Genomic DNA, 16,269 nt, shown 5'->3' with positions numbered 1-16,269 from the left:
TGCGCCGTCCGACGTGGGAAGAATATTCAGGTACACCCTGCTTGTCTCCGACAGTCACGCAGTGGACGACCCGTCGCGACGGATCCTCCGGTCTCAGGCGGTTGATTGCGGGGCGTGCGGCACGGGCGCCGGCCGGGCTGGAGCGGGACGAAGGCAGGAGCGCAGGCCCGGCCGGGGGCTGGGCCGCGCGCGGGGAGCGGAGCGAGCCGCCTTGAACCCGTGAAGAAGGTTGTTACTCAGCAGTGGATGTGATGCGCCACAAGGGTGCGTCGTACTTCTCCGGGCGGCTGCTGATCAGCAGTTGGCGTAGGTCTTCGCGCAGGGAGCCGTTGAGGTTCAGGGCCTCGGTGATGCGGCGGAACGTCGTGTGGGTGACTCCGCGGCTCCGGGCCTCGGCTTCGAACTGGTCGAGTTGAGCCAGCACGGCCTGGGAGCCGAGCGGTACCGGTGGCTGGCCTTTGAGCCATGCGGCCTTGTTGCGCTCGTAGTCGATCTCCGAGTATCCGCAGATTTCGCGGCTGTGTGCCTCTACCTCGTCCAGGGTGGCGGTCGCCGTGATGGCGCGGGCCAACTGGTTGCGGCTCAGTGCTTCGTCCAGGTCGACCTCAAAGACGGTCGGACCTTCGTCGGTGAGAGGGACGGGAAGGCCGGCGTCTCGCATCTCGCACGTGCCGCGTACGCCTCGGGCTGTCGCCGCGAGCATCGCGGTTGCCTCGGAGGGGTGCCACTCCAGGACCGGGCCGACCGGCTCAACGTCCTTGGCCGTGAAGGTGTGGACGAGCGGGCCGAGCATGCCGCGCAGTTCATCGGGAGGCAGTTCGCCGTCCAGGCCGGGGCCTGCCACCAGGAGGCGGATCGGTGCGTTCACCTGGCAGCACGCGGCGAGCGTGACGGCGTCGGCGAGCGGGCTCTTCAGTGTCGGCTCATCGCCTCGGGCGAGGATGTCTCCGCCAACGTCCAGGAGATCGATCGACTCCGGTGACAGGTGGCTCACTAGCTCTTCGAGCTGGCGGGTGATGCCCTCGACTCCGTGGTGTGGGTCGATCAGCGCGAAGGTGTGCGGGAGCTCTGCTGCGAGTCGGGGGAGTGTGGAGCCTGCTGGAGTGATCGGGCGGGCCTCGGCCGGCACTGTCCAGACTGCTGGGGTGAGGTGTTGGAGGCCGGTGAAGTTGTTCGGTCCTCGGGGGCCCGGAACTGGATCGATCAGGAGGCGGTCCCACGCGTATGTGAGGATCACCGCCTGGTCCTCGTCGCCGTAGAGGGCGGCGTGAAGCATTGCGGCGGCGACTGCGTCGCCCCCTCCTCCTGCTGCGACGATCAACCGCGTCATGCGGTTCAGCCTACGGGGTCGAGGGTTGACCACTCACTCTATAGTGGCTACTGGCCATAGCCACTTGGGCTGGGAAGATGAGGAGGAGACATGCCTCAGATCGAAGAGGCTCAGCCGAAGTATCTCCAGATCGCGCACTACATCCGTGATCAGATTCTTCGGGGTGACCTGAGGCCGGGAGACGAGGTTCCCTCGGAGCGGCAGTTGGCTGCGAACTGGAAGGTGTCCCGCCCGACTGCTGCGCGGTCGCTGGAGGCGCTGAGCCATCAGGGGCTCGTCGAGAAGCGTCAGGGGTCAGGCACGTACGTGCGCAGCCTGGAGGTCAACCGGCGGGCGCGTGAGCTGTACGGGCGGGCTCGGCAGACCGGGAAGATCTACACGCCCGGTGAGTACGCCGTGATCACCTCGGCCGGTTGGATGGAAGCCCCGGATCACGTTGCTGAGGCTTTGGGCCTGGTCAAGGATCTTCGTGCTGTGCACCGGCGCCGGGTGACGAACAATCAGGACGGGCCGATCACGCTGTCCACTTCGTGGTTCGCTCCGGACGTCGGCCAGCGAGCCCCGAAGCTCCTGGAGCCGGAGCGGATCCAGGAGGGGACGCTCATGTACGTCGAGAACATGACGGGACGTCAGGGGAGCTATGCCGAAGACCGTATGTGTGCTCGCAGTGTGACGGAGGAGGAGGCGGCAGACCTCCAGCTGCAGGCCGGGTCATCAGTCCTGATCGTTCATCACGTCGTCTTCGACCTTCAGGACCGGCCGTTGGAGTTCGCCGAAGCCACCTATCCGCCGCATCGCTGGGCGTTCGAGCAGGGCTACCCGCTCACCTGATGGTCTGGGAGTTGTGTCGAACCGCTTGCACAGTCCAAGTGGCTAATGCCACTATCCAGGAAGTGGCTAAGGCCACTTGGATTCGGAAGGGGGCACGGAGTGACGAGTCAGCGGCCGGACCAGGGCGCGCGTGCAACTTGCCGGGGATGTCGAGGGCGTGGCTGGAAGCGCGTCGGCTCCCGCACGGCACTGGCGCTCTCCACGGCCAATGACCGCCTCAGTGCCACGTCGAAACGACGCTGCCTCGACTGCGACGGCAGCGGCAAGGAGTGAGTGCGGATGGCCTACACGATCGACCGCTTTCCCTCTGCGGACTCACCTCGACTCGGTGCCATGACCTTGCACCCTGTCGCGGAGTCCGTACCTCGGGCGCGGCGCTGGTTCCGGAAGTTCATCGCCCCGTACAACCCGGCCTGCTCGATCGACGACTGTGTGTTGATGATCTCGGAGCTGGTGACCAACGCCATTCTCTACGGACGGGCAGACGAGACCTGGACGGTGCGCGTTGCTTGGTACCGCGTGGAGACGTCGCTCCGGATCGAGGTGCACAACCCCGGGTTCCCGGCGAGTGTGCGCATGCGGCAACCGGAGGCCAGCGATGCCCACGGGCGCGGGTTGCTCCTCGTCGACTCCATCGCCGAGTCGTGGCACTCCGGCCCAAGTCGCTTCGGCGGGACAGTCGTCTCCTTCGACGTTGCCGACGCGTGGCCGTCCGGTGAGGGCTTCGAGCCGGTTCTGTCCTGACGGCCCAGTTGTCGCTAGTCTGGTTGACCAGTTGACTTGGCCAATCTCGACAGGCGGCGGCGTTCATGGCGTATGAAGTGGAGGCACCGAAGTACGTCCGCCTCGCTCAGACCATTCAGCAGCGCATCGAGGACGGCACCTATCCGCCCGGCACCCGGGTGCCCAGTGAGAACCAACTGGTGCAGGCCTTCGGGATGTCCCGCCCGACCGTCGTGCGTGCGCTGGAGCTGCTGAAGCGCGACGGCTGGCTGGAGTCCCGGCAGGGGTATGGCACGACCGTTCGGGGCCGTCCGGAAGTTGTTGAGCAGCAGGATCGGCGGGGGCGAGAAGCCCTGGAGCGCGATGAGTCGCGGGCCTCGGGGCGCATGGTCGAAGTCGCTGAAGTCCCCGTTCCGGCGCGGGTCGCCTCCGCGCTCGGGCTTCCGAAGCGAGCCAAGGTTCTCATGCGTCGCTTCCTTGTGGACGAGGACGGCGAAGCGGTCGAGTTGGTCTCGTCGTACTTCCCCGCCGGCCTGGTCGAGGGCACCGAGCTGGCGAGTGCCGAAGCTCTGAGCGGCAGTGTGCGCAAGCATGTGGAGGCTCGGAAGAAGGTCCGCTACGACCATGTGACGGAGCGGGTCTCGGCTCGACTGCCTGAGAGCGGTGAAGCCGAGCTGCTGGGCTTGTCGGACGGGGTGCCCGTGCTCAGTGTCCTGGTCATTGCGTGCGATGCGGCCGGGCAAGCACTGCAAGTCTCTGACGTGCTACTTCCTGCCGATCGTCAGGAACTCGAAGACACCTATCGCTTGAACTGACGCCTGATCCAGGCGAGTTCGCCCTCAATCCCACTTGACAAGTCAACCTGTCATCTCTAACTTCGGGCTTGCTAAGTCAACTTGTCAGGTGGCGAGTTGATCGACTCAGAAGGAGAAACCTCTGTGCGTGTGATCCGCATTGACGCCTCGACCGCCACGATCCTGCTCACCGAAGCGCCGACACCGAAGGTGCGCGATCGGCAGACCGGTGAGATCGCCAAGGATGCCGTGAGCGGTGAGGCACTGATGACGGTCGGCGTCGTCTTCATCGACGAAGGTGAGTCGTCCCTGATCCAGGTCACCATCCCCGAGAGCGGGGTGACCGACGGGCTGACGGTCGGTGCTCCCGTCTCGCTGCCGGGGCTCATCGCCCGGCCGTGGGAGAGCGTGTTCAACGGCCAGCAGCGGCACGGCATCGCCTACCGGGCCACCGCCGTGGCTCCGGGTGCCTTCCCGATGGCACAGGCGGGCTGATCGCCGTGACCGACCTGGTGACGCTGGCCGAGTGGGGTGCGCCGCTTGCTGCGATAGGCGGCGGCGCGCTCTACGCCCGGCACGCCCACCCTGCGGCGTACTGGTCCACGGTCGGGCTGCCGGTCTCGGTGGCCCGGCTGCTGGCCTCGTACTCCTCGACCATGGACGCGTGCGGCCTGACGGTCCCGCCGTCCCGGTGGCGGGCGCTGGCCGTCAAGGCGACCACTCGGCGGGAGATCCGGCCGGTGCCGCCTCGGCGGGGCATGATCCGGCCCACCTCGACCGGCCTGCGGCTCCGGCTGCGGCTGGCTCCGGGGCAGGAACCGGGGGATGTGGCGGCCTCGGCCGAACGGCTGCGGCACGCCTGGGGTGTTCACGCCGTGTACGTGCGGGACGTCAAGCCCGGGGTCGTGGAACTGCGGCTCGTCGGCTTCGACGTCCTGCGGAAGGTGCGGATGCCTCGTCGGACTGGTGCCGGGCCGCTTCGGGTGCCGGTGGCTCTGCGCGAGGACGCGACGGCGTTCGTACGGGACTACCGGGCCGTTCCGCATCAACTCGTCCTCGGCGCCACGCTGTCGGGCAAGTCCATGTTCCTGCGCAACCTGCTCACCGGGCTGGCCGCTCAGCCGGTCGTCCTCGTCGGGATCGACTGCAAGCGCGGCGTCGAGCTGGCGCCGTTCGCGGCCCGGCTCTCCGCCCTGGCCACCGACCCGGTACAGGCGGCCGAGCTGCTGCCCGTGCTGGTGAAGGAGATGGAGGACCGCTACGACCTGATCAAGGCCCGGCAGGGCATCGGCCCCGGGACCCCGGATGAGCTGATCACCTCGGACATCTGGGGCCTGCCGGACGACGAACGCCCGGCTCCCATTGTGCTGTTCATCGACGAGGTGGCGGAACTCTTCCTCGTCGCCACCAGGAAGGAGGAGGAACGGCGAGACGAGATGGTCACCCAGCTCATCCGCCTTGCCCAGCTCGGCCGCGCGGCCGGCATCTATCTGGAGGTCTGCGGACAGCGCTTCGGCGCCGAGCTGGGCAAGGGCGCCACCATGCTCCGGGCCCAGCTGACCGGCCGCGTCTGCCACCGCGTCAACGACGAAGCCTCCGCCAAGATGGCCCTCGGGGACATCGCCCCCGAGGCGGTGTACGCGGCCTGCGGCATCGCGCCCGAGCTGCCCGGCCTCGCCGTCGTCGGCGACACGTCCGGCGGCTGGTCCCGCATCCGCACGCCTCACCTCTCCCTCGCCGAAGCGGCGGCCATCTGCCGCGAGACGGCCCACCTCGCACCCGACGTGCCTGCGCTCGTGCCCTTCCGCCCCTACGTCCCGCCAGCGCCCGTGGAGGCGTCCGGGCCGGTAGCCACTCCTCGCCCCGTCGCCGAGTAGCCGCACCCGCTACCACGGTCGGCGCGACCGTCCCGCGCCACGTCCCTACCCCACCCATGCCTGAAACCGGAAGGAGTCGCGCCGTGCGTGCCCTGCCCGTCCGTGTGGACGCCGTACTCGTCCAGGCGCTCATCGCCGCCGCGCTGTCCTTCGCCCACCTGCACGACCTCGCCTCCGCCGCCGGACAGGACGGCTGGAAGGCGTGGGCCTACCCGGTCTCCGTCGACCTGTTGATGGTGGCGGCCTGGCGGCGGCTCCGCTCGGGGGAGGCGAAAGCCGCCGGGTGGTGCTGGTTCCTCGTCGCGCTGGTCGCCTCCCTCGGTGCCAACGTCGCCACCGCTGGGCTTCTCGACCTGGAGAACGTGCCTGCCTGGCTGCGCATCGTCGTCGCCGGGTGGCCCGCGGTCGCGTTCCTCGGCGGAACGCTCCTCGCCCACGGCGCACCCAAGACACCCCGCGCCATGGCTGACACCGAACCGCCCTCGACGGTCACGGACTCGGCGCCCCAACCGCCCGCCACAGAGGTGGATCCGCCCGTGACGGTGGCCGAGCTGCCATCCGCCGAAGTCGGGTCGGCTCCGCCATCGCCCGCCCCCGTACGGCCTGCTCCCGTACCTCCTGCCCTCGTCGCCCTCGCCCGCAAGGTCGCCGACGAACATCACGCCCGGACCGGCACCCCCATCGACACCTCGACCCTTCGCGCCCGGCTCGGCGTCCCGATGCCGCTGGCCGAAGCCATCGCCGCTCAACTCACCTGACCCGGAGGACTTTCCACCTTGCGACCGTCCACGCTCCGCGCACTCAAGCGTGCCGCCGAGCTGACCCGACAGAACCGCCTCACCGAAGCCGTGCTCATCGCCGAACCGGTGATCCTCACCGCCGACAGCTACGAGGGCGACGAGATCTTGCGCTGGCTCGCCGGCCACGTCACCGACTTCACCGGCGAAACCCCCAACGACCAGAAGGAGAACCCCTGATGCCCGCCAACCGCCGCTTCCGCAACCTCGTCCGCATCGGTCCCGTCCAGGTCGGCACGTACTACGACGGCCGTGGCCGTGAGAAGCACACCGCCGCCTGCACGGCTCCGCGCTGCGGCTTCTCGACCGACTACGACAGCCGGGCCGCCGCCGAGCTGGCCGCGCGCACTCACCGCTGCGCCGTCCGCTGACCCGAGACGACACCCGAGGAGATCCCGTGACCGTCTCGCTGCCGCTCGTCTTCGTCCTGGGCGTCATCGCCTGGGCTGCGATCAAGTTCCTCGGCGTCCGCTTGTGGGTCGCCGTCGTGATCGCGCTGTTCGGCTTCTGGCTCTCGCACACCGTCCTCGCCCCGGTCATCGAGTCCGGCACCCGCTCCGGGGTCGACGTCGTCAACGGCACCCGCGACTGAGCCAACGACCGCAAGCAACCGCAAAGGAGACCGCCGTGTTCCGCCCCAAGCTGCCCGACACTCCGCACGTCCCGAGCATCGCCAGGCACATCCCGCAGAACACCGCCCCGGTTCCGGCTCACTCCGCCGGCCGCCCGATCGCCCCGTTCGTGGGCGTCGGTGTCGGCGCGGTCGCCGCCGTGGTCGTCGTGGGTGTCGTCCTCACCGCGCTCCTGGCGGCGGTCGCCGTCTCGGCCATCTCCGTGGCCATCGCAGCCGTCGTCCTGCGCTCCCTCGTCAACAACGCGCACAAGCACTGACCGGCCGCCGGGGCGGCAACAAGCCGCCAAGCATCCCGCCGCCCCGGGGGCCGTCCCTCCCAACCGCCGAAACAGCCGAAAGGAAGACCCATCATCACCCGGCAGACTCCGCCCCCGCTGGCGGAACTCTCCATGCTCGCCTCACTCGGCACCCTGCCCGAACTGGCCCGTCAACTCTCCGGCCTGGGCGGCTGCACCCACCCCGTACGCCTCGACGGCCACCGCACCGAGTACGCCGTCGACACGACGACCGGTGAGGTCGGGCGCATCCTGCACCACCTCGACTCCACCGCCCTCCCCGCCGGAAACCTCCTCGTCCGCTGCAACAACCGTCGTGCCACCCGTTGCGCGGCCTGCGCGGAGGTCTACCGCCGCGACACCTTCCACCTGATCACCGCCGGACTGCGCGGCGGCAAGGGCACCCCCGAGCAGGTCGGCACGCACCCGCGGGTCTTCGCCACCTTCACCGCGCCGAGCTTCGGACCGGTCCACAACCGCCCCTCCAGCGGACGGCCCTGCCGCTGCGGTGTCCGGCACGAGGACACAGCCCCGGTCCTCGGTACGCCCCTCGACCCGGACACGTACGACTACGAGGCGGCCGTGCTCTGGAACGCCCACGCCGGGGCCCTGTGGCGCCGGTTCTCCATCTACCTCCGCCGCGAGGTCGCCAAGCTGGCCGGCCTCACCCAACGGGCCTTCCGCGACCACGCCCGCCTCTCCTTCGCCAAGGTCGCCGAGTACCAGAAGCGCGGAGCCGTCCACTTCCACGCGGTCATCCGCCTCGACGGCCCCGAGGGCGGCGACACCTCGCCCCCGGCCTGGGCCACGGCCGAGCTGCTGAGCGACGCCATCCACGCCGCTGCCACCGCCGCTCGCGTCGGCGGTCCGACCGTCGACGGACGGGCCCACACCTTCACCTTCGGCCGTCAACTCGACGTCCGTCCGATCCGCTCGGCCGACTTCGACGGCGGCCAAGAGCTGACCGAGCGGGCCGTAGCGGCGTACATCGCCAAGTACGCCACCAAGGGCGCCGAGACGACGACCGGCACCCTTGACCGTCCGATCCGCTTCCTCGCCGAGCTGGCCGGGGCCCGGATCACCGACCACGCCCGCCGCATGATCCGAACCGCCTGGACCCTCGGCGCACGCCCCGAACTGGCAGACCTCCGCCTACGCGCCTGGGCGCACATGCTCGGCTTCCGCGGCCACTTCTCCACCAAATCCCGCCGCTACTCCACCACCCTCGGCGCACTCCGCGACGCCCGCGCCGACTGGCGCCGAGCACAAGCGGCCCCGCCCGCACCCCAGGACGGCGAAACCACGCTCGTCCTCGCCCACTGGGTCTTCGCCGGTACGGGCCTCAGCGCGGGCGAGACCTGGCTTGCCGCGTCCCTCGAACCCGCCCCCGGAACGGAAGGAGAGCCGACCACATGAACGACCGCTACCTGTCCGTCGACCAGGTCGCCGAGCTGCTGGGCACGACCACCCGCTTCCCCCGGCGGCTCATCGAGGAGCGGCGCATCCGGTACGTGAAGGTCGGCAGGTACGTCCGCATCCCGGAGAGCGCCCTCCGCGAGTACCTCGCCTCTCGCACCGTAGAGCCGCTGAGGCGGCCTCGGTCCCGCTTCGGAAGGGCTGCTGCCTGATGGCCAACAACAGGGGCAGGCGACGCCGTTTCGGAGCGATCAGACGGCTTCCCTCCGGGCGGTACCAGGCTCGCTACCCGGGCCCTGACGGCGTGATGCGTCCGGCTCCCGTCACCTTCGAGACGACCGCTGATGCCGACGACTGGCTTGCAGAACGTCAGACGGAGATCCGCCGGGGTGAGTGGCGCGACCCCGAGGCGGGCGCGGTGAGCTTCCGGGCCTACGCCGACAAGTGGGTCGACGAACGGGAACTCGCGCCGCTCACCCGCGACCTGTACCGCTACCTCCTCGACAAGCACTTGTTCACCTTCGCCGAGTCGGACTTGGACGAGATCACCGCGCCGCGTGTTCGTGAGTGGCGGGCCGGTCGATTGCGGACCACGAACGCCAAGACGATGACGGCCAAGGCGTACCGACTCCTCAAAGCCATCATGGAAACGGCCGTGGACGACGAGCTGATCACGCGTAATCCCTGCCGGATCAAGGGCGCCGGTAAGGAGAAGGCGGCCGAGCGGCGTATCGCCACCGTCGCTCAGGTCGATGCCCTCGCCGAAGCGGTGGGGATGCGGTGGCGGCTCATGGTCTACCTCGGTGCGTACGGTCCGATGCGGCCGGAAGAACTGGCCGGCCTCCGCCGCCGAGACGTCGACCTCGACAACCTTCGCGTCCGCGTCCGCCTCGCCGAGCCGGAGCGGATGAACGGGCGGCGCGTGCAGGGCGACACCAAATCTGAGGCGGGCACCCGGACTGTGATTCTTCCCGCGTTCCTCCGCCGGGAGCTCCGCTGGCACCTGGAGAGCTACGCCGAGGCGGGCCCGGACGGGCTGATCTTCGTCGGGGAGAAGGGCGCTCCCTTCCGGCGCAGCACCTTCGGGCGGAAGTGGCGGAAGGCGCGTGACGCCGTCGGCATGTCAGAGGGTTTCCGGTTCTACGATCTCCGGCACACGGGGCACACACTGTCCACGCGCTCCGGGGCCACGCTCAAAGACACCATGGTCCGCGCCGGGCAGTCCTCGGAGAAGGCGGCGCTGATCTATCAGCACTCCGACGACGAGCGGCAAGAAGAGGTCGCCGCCGGGCTGGACGCCACCGTACGGAAGGCGCGGGCCGCTGCCAGGGAGAAAGAGCCCGACAGGCGTTCTGGCACGAATCTGGCACGCGACAACTGATCACAGAGCACAGCAAAAAGGCCCGGGTCTCTGACCTGGGCCTTCATCATGGAGCGGGTGACGAGAATCGAACTCGCACTCTCAGCTTGGGAAGCTGATGTTCTACCACTAAACTACACCCGCGTAAGACGCCGGTCGGTGCCGGTGTCGGAACGCGTTGTTACTTTACCTCATGTCGGGCCCCGCACGCTGAAGGCGTGGGGCCCGGACGTGTTTCCGGGGCGGGGACGGGGCTGTGGGGCGCGGGAGTTGGGGCGTACGGTGGAGGCGTGGAAGAGGGTCCGGGTGGGCCTCCGACGGGATCGGAGTGCCGCCTGGAGGGCCATCCCAATCATCCCGTAATGTGGCGGTTCGTCGTCATGTCGACGTAGGTCGACAGCCAGACGTGGCTCTTGGGGAAGGGACTCATGGACTTGATGGAGCGCACCGTCGTCCGCTGTGCCGATGGGCACATGTTCAGCACCGCTACGTTCCCGATGCAGCAGGCGGAACGACTCGGCCCCGGCCGGCTCATGCGCTGCCCGCGCTGCGCGCGGTTGCGCAGTGTCGTACCGGTGGCGCTGGAGAAGCGGTAAAGCCGGTTGAAGCGGTGGAAGTGATGGAAGCGACGGAAGCTGTGCAAGCGGCAGAAGTGGACTAAGTCGCAGCAAAGCGGAAGTAGCGGTAGTAGGAGCGGCAACCGAGGCGCGCGGGTTCGTCCAGCTGGTTAGGGGCGGTCCGCGCGTCTTGCGTATCCTCGGGGCGTGCTTCTCTCAGACAAGGACATCCGGGCCGAGATCGACGCCGGTCGGGTGCGGATCGATCCGTACGACGAATCCATGGTGCAACCGTCGAGTGTCGACGTGCGTCTCGACCGCTTCTTCCGGGTGTTCGAGAACCACCGCTATCCACACATCGACCCGTCCGTCGAACAGGCCGATCTCACGCGGCTCGTCGAGCCCGAGGGGGATGAGCCCTTCATCCTGCATCCGGGCGAGTTCGTGCTCGCGAGTACGTACGAGGTCATCTCCCTCCCCGACGATCTCGCCTCGCGGCTGGAGGGGAAGAGTTCTCTGGGGCGGCTCGGGCTCGTCACCCACTCCACCGCCGGGTTCATCGACCCCGGCTTCTCCGGACACGTGACGCTCGAACTGTCGAATCTCGCGACGCTTCCCATCAAGCTCTGGCCGGGCATGAAGATCGGGCAGCTGTGCCTGTTCCGGCTCAGTTCACCGGCGGAGTTCCCGTACGGCAGCGAGCGGTACGAGTCCCGCTACCAGGGGCAGCGCGGGCCGACGGCCTCCCGGTCCTTCCTCAACTTCCACCGGACCCAGGTGTGAGCGCCGAGGAGGCCGGGACCAGCGGCGACGCGATCGTCCGCGAGAACCTCACCTACGAGGCGTTCGGCACGGCCGTACGCGAACTCGCGCAGGCCATCGCCGACGACGGGTACGAGCCCGACATCGTGCTGTCCATCGCCCGGGGCGGTGTCTTCGTCGCCGGCGGGCTCGCCTACGCGCTGGACTGCAAGAACATCCACCTCGTGAACGTCGAGTTCTACACCGGCGTGGGCACGACCCTCGACATGCCGGTCATGCTCGCGCCCGTCCCGAACGCGATCGACTTCTCCGACAAGAAGGTCCTGATCACGGACGACGTCGCCGACACGGGCAAGACGCTCAAGCTCGTCCACGACTTCTGCCTCGACGCCGTGGCCGAGGTCCGGTCCGCCGTGATCTACGAGAAGTCCCATTCCCTTGTGAAGTGCGAGTACGTGTGGAAGCGGACGGACGACTGGATCAACTTCCCGTGGAGCGTCCAGCAGCCCGTCGTCAGGCGGGCCGGCCAGGTGCTCGACGCCTGATCGGCGCTCGCCCGGCGTAGGGGTCGGTCCCGCCGCGCGAGGGTGCCCCCTGCCGCTGTGTTCAGCGACGGGGGGCACTGCCGTCCCCCGGACGGCCAGGGTGTGAGGGATGGGGCGGAGGAGCGGGTGGTCAGTTGGCCGGGAGGGCCCTGACGCCCCAGCGTTCGAAGTCGTAGATGGTCTCGTTGACGCGGAAGCCGTCGATGGCGCCGATCCACATGAAGTCGCGGCCCTTGCCGACCGCGGCGGTGTAGATGAGGGCCGGGTCATCGGCGTCTTGGAGCGCGGTCTTCACCTGGTTGAAGGTGCACTGAGTCGTCTGGTCGCAGTTGGTCCCTGTCGGTCCGCCCGCGGTGCCCGTGAGGTACCAGTAGCCGGTTGTGGTGGCGTTGAGGAACGGGCTCCAACTGTTCGTCACCGGGGAGGCGGGCGGCACCCACACCAGCGTGGAGTAGTTGACGGAGGGGAGCGCAGTCAGGTTCGGGTCGATCTCGAACCTGATGTTCGGCATGTTCGTCGCGGTGCCGCCGTAGCCGACGTTCTCGCCCGTCTGGAACACGTGGAAGCCGACCTGCCGCAGACCTGACACCGGCTTGCCGTAGAAGTCGACCTCGTTACCGAAGTCGACCTTCTCGCTGGGGGGATTCAGGGTGGTGGAGTTGTTCGCCACCGCGATACCGAGGCTGCCCCGGCCGTACGGCGGCCGCTGCTCCGGTCCCAGCGCGTCGTACGAGCCGAACGGGCCGTTGCGCAGTTCGGCCACGGAGGAGCCGATGGTGTTGCGGGTGATCACGCCCCAGTGGTCCGAGGGGCGGCCATGGTGGCCGTTCCCTTCACCGCGTCCATCCCCATGACGGTATGTGACTATTTGGTGATTTTCCGTGACCCGTATGGGTGATTCATCCGTTTGCGCGTGAGGGTGTGTGTCGGTGTGCGTGGGGTGTACGGGGGCGTGTGAGGGCATGCGACGGGGCCCCCGGCGCAGTGACTGCGCCGGGGGCCCCGTCCTGTCGTACGGAGGTGTCCCGTCTAGAACGTGCCCAGCTTGATCAGCGACAGGATCGCGACCAGTTGGATCGCTGATGCGCCCAGGGCCTTCGGCCAGGGGAGGTCGTGGGACTTGGAGACCATCAGGGTCAGGAGGGCGCCGGCGGCGACCCAGGTGATCCAGCCGAGGATCTGGACGAAGGAGGCGTCGCCGCCCGCGAACATCGCGACGACCAGGCGGGGCGTGTCCGTGAGGGACATGATCAGCATGGAGAGGCCGACCGTGGGCTGCCAGGCGCCGTCGCCGCCGAGCTGGCGCGCCAGGGTGTGGGTGACGACGCCCAGGATGAAGGTGCTCAACACCATCGTCACGGCCGTGACGAGGACGATCGGCACGGCGTTCGAGAGCGTCGCGTTGATCGCGTCTTCGCGGGCGCCGTCGAAGCCGAAGACGGCCAGCAGGCCGTACAGGAACGTCACGATCAGGGCGGGGACCCACACCGCGTAGTCGCGCATCACCAGGAACGTCTGGTTCGGGCTGGTGATGATGCCCTTGAGGAGGGCCTTCCAGGGCAGCCGCGGGCCGAGCGGGGCCGCCGGGGTGTTGCCCGCGCGGTAGGTGTCGCCCTGCTGGTACGGGTCCTCGCCGACGCTGAACATCTGCGTGTGACCCGGGTTGTTGGCGGCGTACGGGTCCGCGCCGCCACCCTGGGGGTGGGGCTGCGTGCCGTCGTCGCCGAAATACTCCGGCTCGCCGTGGTTGCCGTGGCCCCCCTGGTTGCCGCGGGTCCCGTAATTGCCGGGTTGCCCGCCGCCCCGCGTCTGCGGCCAGCCGCCCTGACCGCCGCTCCGGCCGCCGCCGTACGGCGGGCCCGGGGGCGTCTGGGGGTAGCCGTGCGACGGGCCGCCGGCCTGCGGGGCCTGCTGTCCGTACGGAGGGTTTTGCGGTCGCGCTTGAGGAGCGCCGTTGTCCCGGCCGCGTCCGATCCTGAATCCAGCCACGTCATCGAACGTACCTGGTCCCGGGCGACCGCGTGCCGGACCGGGGCCAACCGGCCCGGCTTTGCGGCCGAGCTGTGACATCCCCTAAGGGATCGTCAGGGATGGGTGAGGGGTTCGCCAGAGGGGTTCACCAGGGGGTTCGGTAGGGGGTTCGGCGGGGGTTCGGGAGGGAGGCCCGGCCCGCAGGACGCGCAGGTCAGCCGTGGTGTCAGTGGCTGCTCAGGTACCTGCCGTACGACAGTGCCGACGTGGGGGACGGGAGGCCGAGGTTCTTCGGGGTGAGGGCGCGCGAGTTCGTCACGGAGGTCTTCGGGAAGACCCAGACGCCGCCGGATTTCGCGTTCTCGCCCGGGGCGCCGACGGCCGTGTCCGGGGTGCCGTCCTTGTCGTAGTCGCCGGTGGCGACGGCCGTGCCGAAGGCGTCGTTCGTCTCCGCCACGCCGGGGACGCGGGGTCGGTCCTGGTGGTACTGGACGGAGGTCGCCTCGCCGAACTTGTCGACGATGCCGCCGGCGTGGCCCAGCAGCAGGGTGGCCGCGCCGGCCGCCTTGCGGGTGCCGATGGCCTCGCCGGGGGCGCCCGCGATCAGGTCGTCGCGGCCGTCGCGGTTCCAGTCCAGTACGGCGAGGGAGGCGCCGAAGCGGTCGCCGTCCTCGGCGACGCCGTAGACACCGACCGTGTCCTGGTTGAGGGTCTGCGAGCGGTAGCCGAAGGAGCCGTTCTTGTCGCCGTACTCGATGTGGATGCCGCCGCCCTTGGCGTACGACTCCGGGCCGCACGGGTCGTCGATGTTCTCGTCGGCTATCTCGCGGCACTCGCCGAGGGCCAGGTCGTCCAGGCCGTCGCCGTCGAAGTCGCCGGCGGCGAGCGCGGAGGCGGCGCCGTTGTCGGAGTTCCAGGTGTTGACCATGTGCCGCTCGGCCTCGTCCCACGACCACAGCCGGACGTGCGACTGGGTGTAGGGGGCGTTGATCGTGTGGTAGGCGACGGCCAGGTCGGCTGTGCCGTCGGCGGTGAAGTCGCCGGTGGCGAGGAGAGGGGCGCGGCCGCCCATGGGGGTGGCCAGGACGGTGGTGATGACCATGTCCTCGCCGTTGTCGACGACGGCGAGGACGACGACCTTGTCGCGGCCGCCGAGCACCAGGTCCTTCTGGTGGTCACCGGTGAGGTCGGCCGCGGCCACCGACCAGCCGTACGCCGACTTCGCCGACGGGCCGATGAGGGCCATGGACCCCGGGCCCGTGCCGTGCTTCGCGCCGCCTACGACGGTGACGGAGCCCGCGTCCGCGCCACGCCCGTCGACGTCCTCACCGGGCGCGCCGATGATCAGCTCCGCGTGGCCGTCGCCGCTCAGGTCGTCCAGCACGACGGACGCGCCGAAGCGGTCGCCCGCCTCGGGGGCGCCCGGGACCTCGGCGGTGGCCTGGCTGACCCGGATGCTGCCGTACCTGCCCAGGCCCTTCGCACCGCCCCAGACGAGGTTCACATAGCCGGCCTTCGCCTTGCCGTTCACGGTCCCGTCGGGGACGCCGACGGCGAGGTCGGCGTAGCCGTCGCCGTTGAAGTCGCTGGTCACGGGGGTGGGCTGCGGGGCGGGCTCGGTGCGCGGGGTGGCGGCCGCGGCCGGGGCGAGGGCCAGGGCGAGGGCCGCCGTGGTGGCGGTGGCGGTCGCCACCGTGGCGGCGGCCAGGGCGTACGTCCGTCTGTGCGTCGGTCTGTGCGTCGGTCCGTGCACGGGAGGGCTCCAGGTGGGTGGCCGGATGTCGGGGGTGTGGCTGGTTCACCTGTGTGACACCTGGAAGCCGTATGGGGTTGTGCGGGCGAGAACGAAGAGTCTCGCCTCGGCGGGGCTACGACCAGAACTCGTTCTCCTTGTCCAGGTCCTCCTGGCACTCGTCGATGTCCGTCATCTTGTCCCCGATGATGCGGAAGACGAGGCAGCCGTTCTGCTCGATCCGCTTGCCGCCCCGCTCGGCGGTGTAGCGGTGCACGGAGACGGCGTGGCCGCGGCCGTCCACGCAGACATGGCTCAGGTCGACGCTGAAGCTTCCGGCGGTCTCCTCGAAGAGCCGCTGGTACAGGCCGATGATCGAGTCCTGGCCCTTGTAGTCGCCCGACAGGAGGTGGCTGCCGGGGACGTGGTGCGTGCAGTCCGAGGCCATCAGACCGCGGAGGGTGTCCATGTCGCCGCGGCTGAAGGCTTCGTAGCCCTTGCGGACGAGGGTTGCGTTCGGGTGTTCGGCCATGGCGATCGCCGGCCTTCCACTGTCTGTGAGGTTTGGTGCCGTACGGGGTAATTATCCCCGTACGTGCGGGTCTCCGCGACCGTGTCGCGGTCCTCGGCGAAGGGCTCCGGTCAGCAGTCGGCCTTCGGGCCGT

General features: G+C 69.3%; 21 protein-coding genes and 1 tRNA gene. 15 read left to right on the top strand and 7 right to left on the bottom strand.

All coding sequences use genetic code 11. The annotated features are described in order from the left end of the window. Window positions 1–232: 232 nt before the first annotated feature. The gene (locus OG622_RS23040) at window positions 233–1,330 is read right to left on the bottom strand and encodes a DUF1152 domain-containing protein (RefSeq protein ID WP_371578523.1); all 1,098 of its coding nucleotides are present in this window, start codon (window positions 1,328–1,330) and stop codon (window positions 233–235) included. Between the two features lie 90 nt (window positions 1,331–1,420). Between OG622_RS23040 and OG622_RS23035 the strand changes: the two genes are divergently transcribed. From OG622_RS23035 to OG622_RS22975, 13 genes are all read left to right on the top strand, one after another. Continuing rightward, window positions 1,421–2,161: a GntR family transcriptional regulator gene (locus OG622_RS23035; RefSeq protein ID WP_371578522.1), complete on the top strand. Its 741-nt coding sequence runs from the start codon at window positions 1,421–1,423 to the stop codon at window positions 2,159–2,161. A gap of 279 nt (window positions 2,162–2,440) precedes the next feature. Continuing rightward, window positions 2,441–2,905: an ATP-binding protein gene (locus tag OG622_RS23030; RefSeq protein WP_371578521.1), complete on the top strand. Its 465-nt coding sequence runs from the start codon at window positions 2,441–2,443 to the stop codon at window positions 2,903–2,905. Window positions 2,906–2,970: 65 nt separating this feature from the next. Continuing rightward, window positions 2,971–3,699, top strand: a complete 729-nt coding sequence (locus OG622_RS23025) for a GntR family transcriptional regulator (RefSeq protein WP_371578520.1) — start codon at window positions 2,971–2,973, stop codon at window positions 3,697–3,699. A 123-nt stretch (window positions 3,700–3,822) separates the two neighbouring features. Continuing rightward, window positions 3,823–4,173 (top strand): hypothetical protein, encoded by a 351-nt coding sequence (locus OG622_RS23020; RefSeq protein WP_371578519.1) that lies wholly within the window; start codon window positions 3,823–3,825, stop codon window positions 4,171–4,173. 5 nt (window positions 4,174–4,178) lie between these two features. Continuing rightward, window positions 4,179–5,555, top strand: a complete 1,377-nt coding sequence (locus OG622_RS23015; protein WP_371578518.1) for an FtsK/SpoIIIE domain-containing protein — start codon at window positions 4,179–4,181, stop codon at window positions 5,553–5,555. 83 nt (window positions 5,556–5,638) lie between these two features. Beyond that, window positions 5,639–6,313 (top strand): DUF2637 domain-containing protein, encoded by a 675-nt coding sequence (locus OG622_RS23010; RefSeq protein ID WP_371578517.1) that lies wholly within the window; start codon window positions 5,639–5,641, stop codon window positions 6,311–6,313. Window positions 6,314–6,331: 18 nt separating this feature from the next. Further along, a complete protein-coding gene (locus tag OG622_RS23005) occupies window positions 6,332–6,532 on the top strand; it encodes a hypothetical protein (RefSeq protein ID WP_371578516.1) in 201 nt (66 codons plus the stop codon). Continuing rightward, on the top strand, window positions 6,532–6,723 hold the full coding sequence (locus OG622_RS23000; protein ID WP_033530338.1) for a mobile element transfer protein: 192 nt from the start codon (window positions 6,532–6,534) through the stop codon (window positions 6,721–6,723). Before OG622_RS23005 ends, OG622_RS23000 begins: the two co-directional genes overlap by 1 nt. A 26-nt stretch (window positions 6,724–6,749) precedes the next feature. Continuing rightward, window positions 6,750–6,944 (top strand): hypothetical protein, encoded by a 195-nt coding sequence (locus tag OG622_RS22995; RefSeq protein ID WP_327727805.1) that lies wholly within the window; start codon window positions 6,750–6,752, stop codon window positions 6,942–6,944. A gap of 35 nt (window positions 6,945–6,979) precedes the next feature. Next, entirely contained in the window at window positions 6,980–7,243 is a 264-nt protein-coding gene (locus OG622_RS22990; RefSeq protein ID WP_371578515.1) for a SpdD protein, read from the top strand. A 132-nt stretch (window positions 7,244–7,375) separates the two neighbouring features. Then, complete coding sequence (locus tag OG622_RS22985; RefSeq protein WP_371578514.1) at window positions 7,376–8,677, top strand: replication initiator; 1,302 nt, start codon at window positions 7,376–7,378, stop codon at window positions 8,675–8,677. Continuing rightward, window positions 8,674–8,889: an excisionase family DNA-binding protein gene (locus OG622_RS22980; protein ID WP_371578513.1), complete on the top strand. Its 216-nt coding sequence runs from the start codon at window positions 8,674–8,676 to the stop codon at window positions 8,887–8,889. Before OG622_RS22985 ends, OG622_RS22980 begins: the two co-directional genes overlap by 4 nt. Next, complete coding sequence (locus OG622_RS22975) at window positions 8,889–10,058, top strand: tyrosine-type recombinase/integrase (RefSeq protein WP_371578512.1); 1,170 nt, start codon at window positions 8,889–8,891, stop codon at window positions 10,056–10,058. Before OG622_RS22980 ends, OG622_RS22975 begins: the two co-directional genes overlap by 1 nt. A gap of 49 nt (window positions 10,059–10,107) precedes the next feature. Here OG622_RS22975 and OG622_RS22970 read toward each other — a convergent pair. Both OG622_RS22970 and OG622_RS22965 read right to left on the bottom strand, forming a co-directional pair. Further along, window positions 10,108–10,181 (bottom strand) — tRNA-Gly (locus OG622_RS22970). Window positions 10,182–10,389: 208 nt separating this feature from the next. Next, window positions 10,390–10,680 (bottom strand): hypothetical protein, encoded by a 291-nt coding sequence (locus OG622_RS22965; protein ID WP_371584473.1) that lies wholly within the window; start codon window positions 10,678–10,680, stop codon window positions 10,390–10,392. A gap of 121 nt (window positions 10,681–10,801) precedes the next feature. On the opposite strand from OG622_RS22965, the gene dcd reads away from it, so the two are divergent. Together dcd and OG622_RS22955 are read left to right on the top strand one after the other, a co-directional pair. Then, complete coding sequence (dcd, locus tag OG622_RS22960; protein WP_371578511.1) at window positions 10,802–11,377, top strand: dCTP deaminase; 576 nt, start codon at window positions 10,802–10,804, stop codon at window positions 11,375–11,377. Further along, the gene (locus tag OG622_RS22955) at window positions 11,374–11,901 is read left to right on the top strand and encodes a phosphoribosyltransferase (RefSeq protein ID WP_371578510.1); all 528 of its coding nucleotides are present in this window, start codon (window positions 11,374–11,376) and stop codon (window positions 11,899–11,901) included. Before dcd ends, OG622_RS22955 begins: the two co-directional genes overlap by 4 nt. A gap of 130 nt (window positions 11,902–12,031) precedes the next feature. Here the strand turns inward: OG622_RS22955 and OG622_RS22950 are convergent, their stop codons facing one another. From OG622_RS22950 to OG622_RS22935, 4 genes are all read right to left on the bottom strand, one after another. Then, complete coding sequence (locus tag OG622_RS22950) at window positions 12,032–12,694, bottom strand: hypothetical protein (protein ID WP_371578509.1); 663 nt, start codon at window positions 12,692–12,694, stop codon at window positions 12,032–12,034. 236 nt (window positions 12,695–12,930) lie between these two features. After that, the gene (locus tag OG622_RS22945) at window positions 12,931–13,971 is read right to left on the bottom strand and encodes a Yip1 family protein (RefSeq protein ID WP_371578508.1); all 1,041 of its coding nucleotides are present in this window, start codon (window positions 13,969–13,971) and stop codon (window positions 12,931–12,933) included. Between the two features lie 127 nt (window positions 13,972–14,098). Then, window positions 14,099–15,625 (bottom strand): integrin-like protein, encoded by a 1,527-nt coding sequence (locus tag OG622_RS22940; protein ID WP_371578507.1) that lies wholly within the window; start codon window positions 15,623–15,625, stop codon window positions 14,099–14,101. A 115-nt stretch (window positions 15,626–15,740) separates the two neighbouring features. Continuing rightward, on the bottom strand, window positions 15,741–16,136 hold the full coding sequence (locus OG622_RS22935) for a nuclear transport factor 2 family protein (RefSeq protein ID WP_371578506.1): 396 nt from the start codon (window positions 16,134–16,136) through the stop codon (window positions 15,741–15,743). Window positions 16,137–16,269: the final 133 nt, after the last annotated feature.

It is taken from the genome of Streptomyces sp. NBC_01314 (assembly GCF_041435215.1).
Lineage (GTDB): Bacteria > Actinomycetota > Actinomycetes > Streptomycetales > Streptomycetaceae > Streptomyces.
This window is presented reverse-complemented; position numbering and strand designations above follow the sequence as displayed.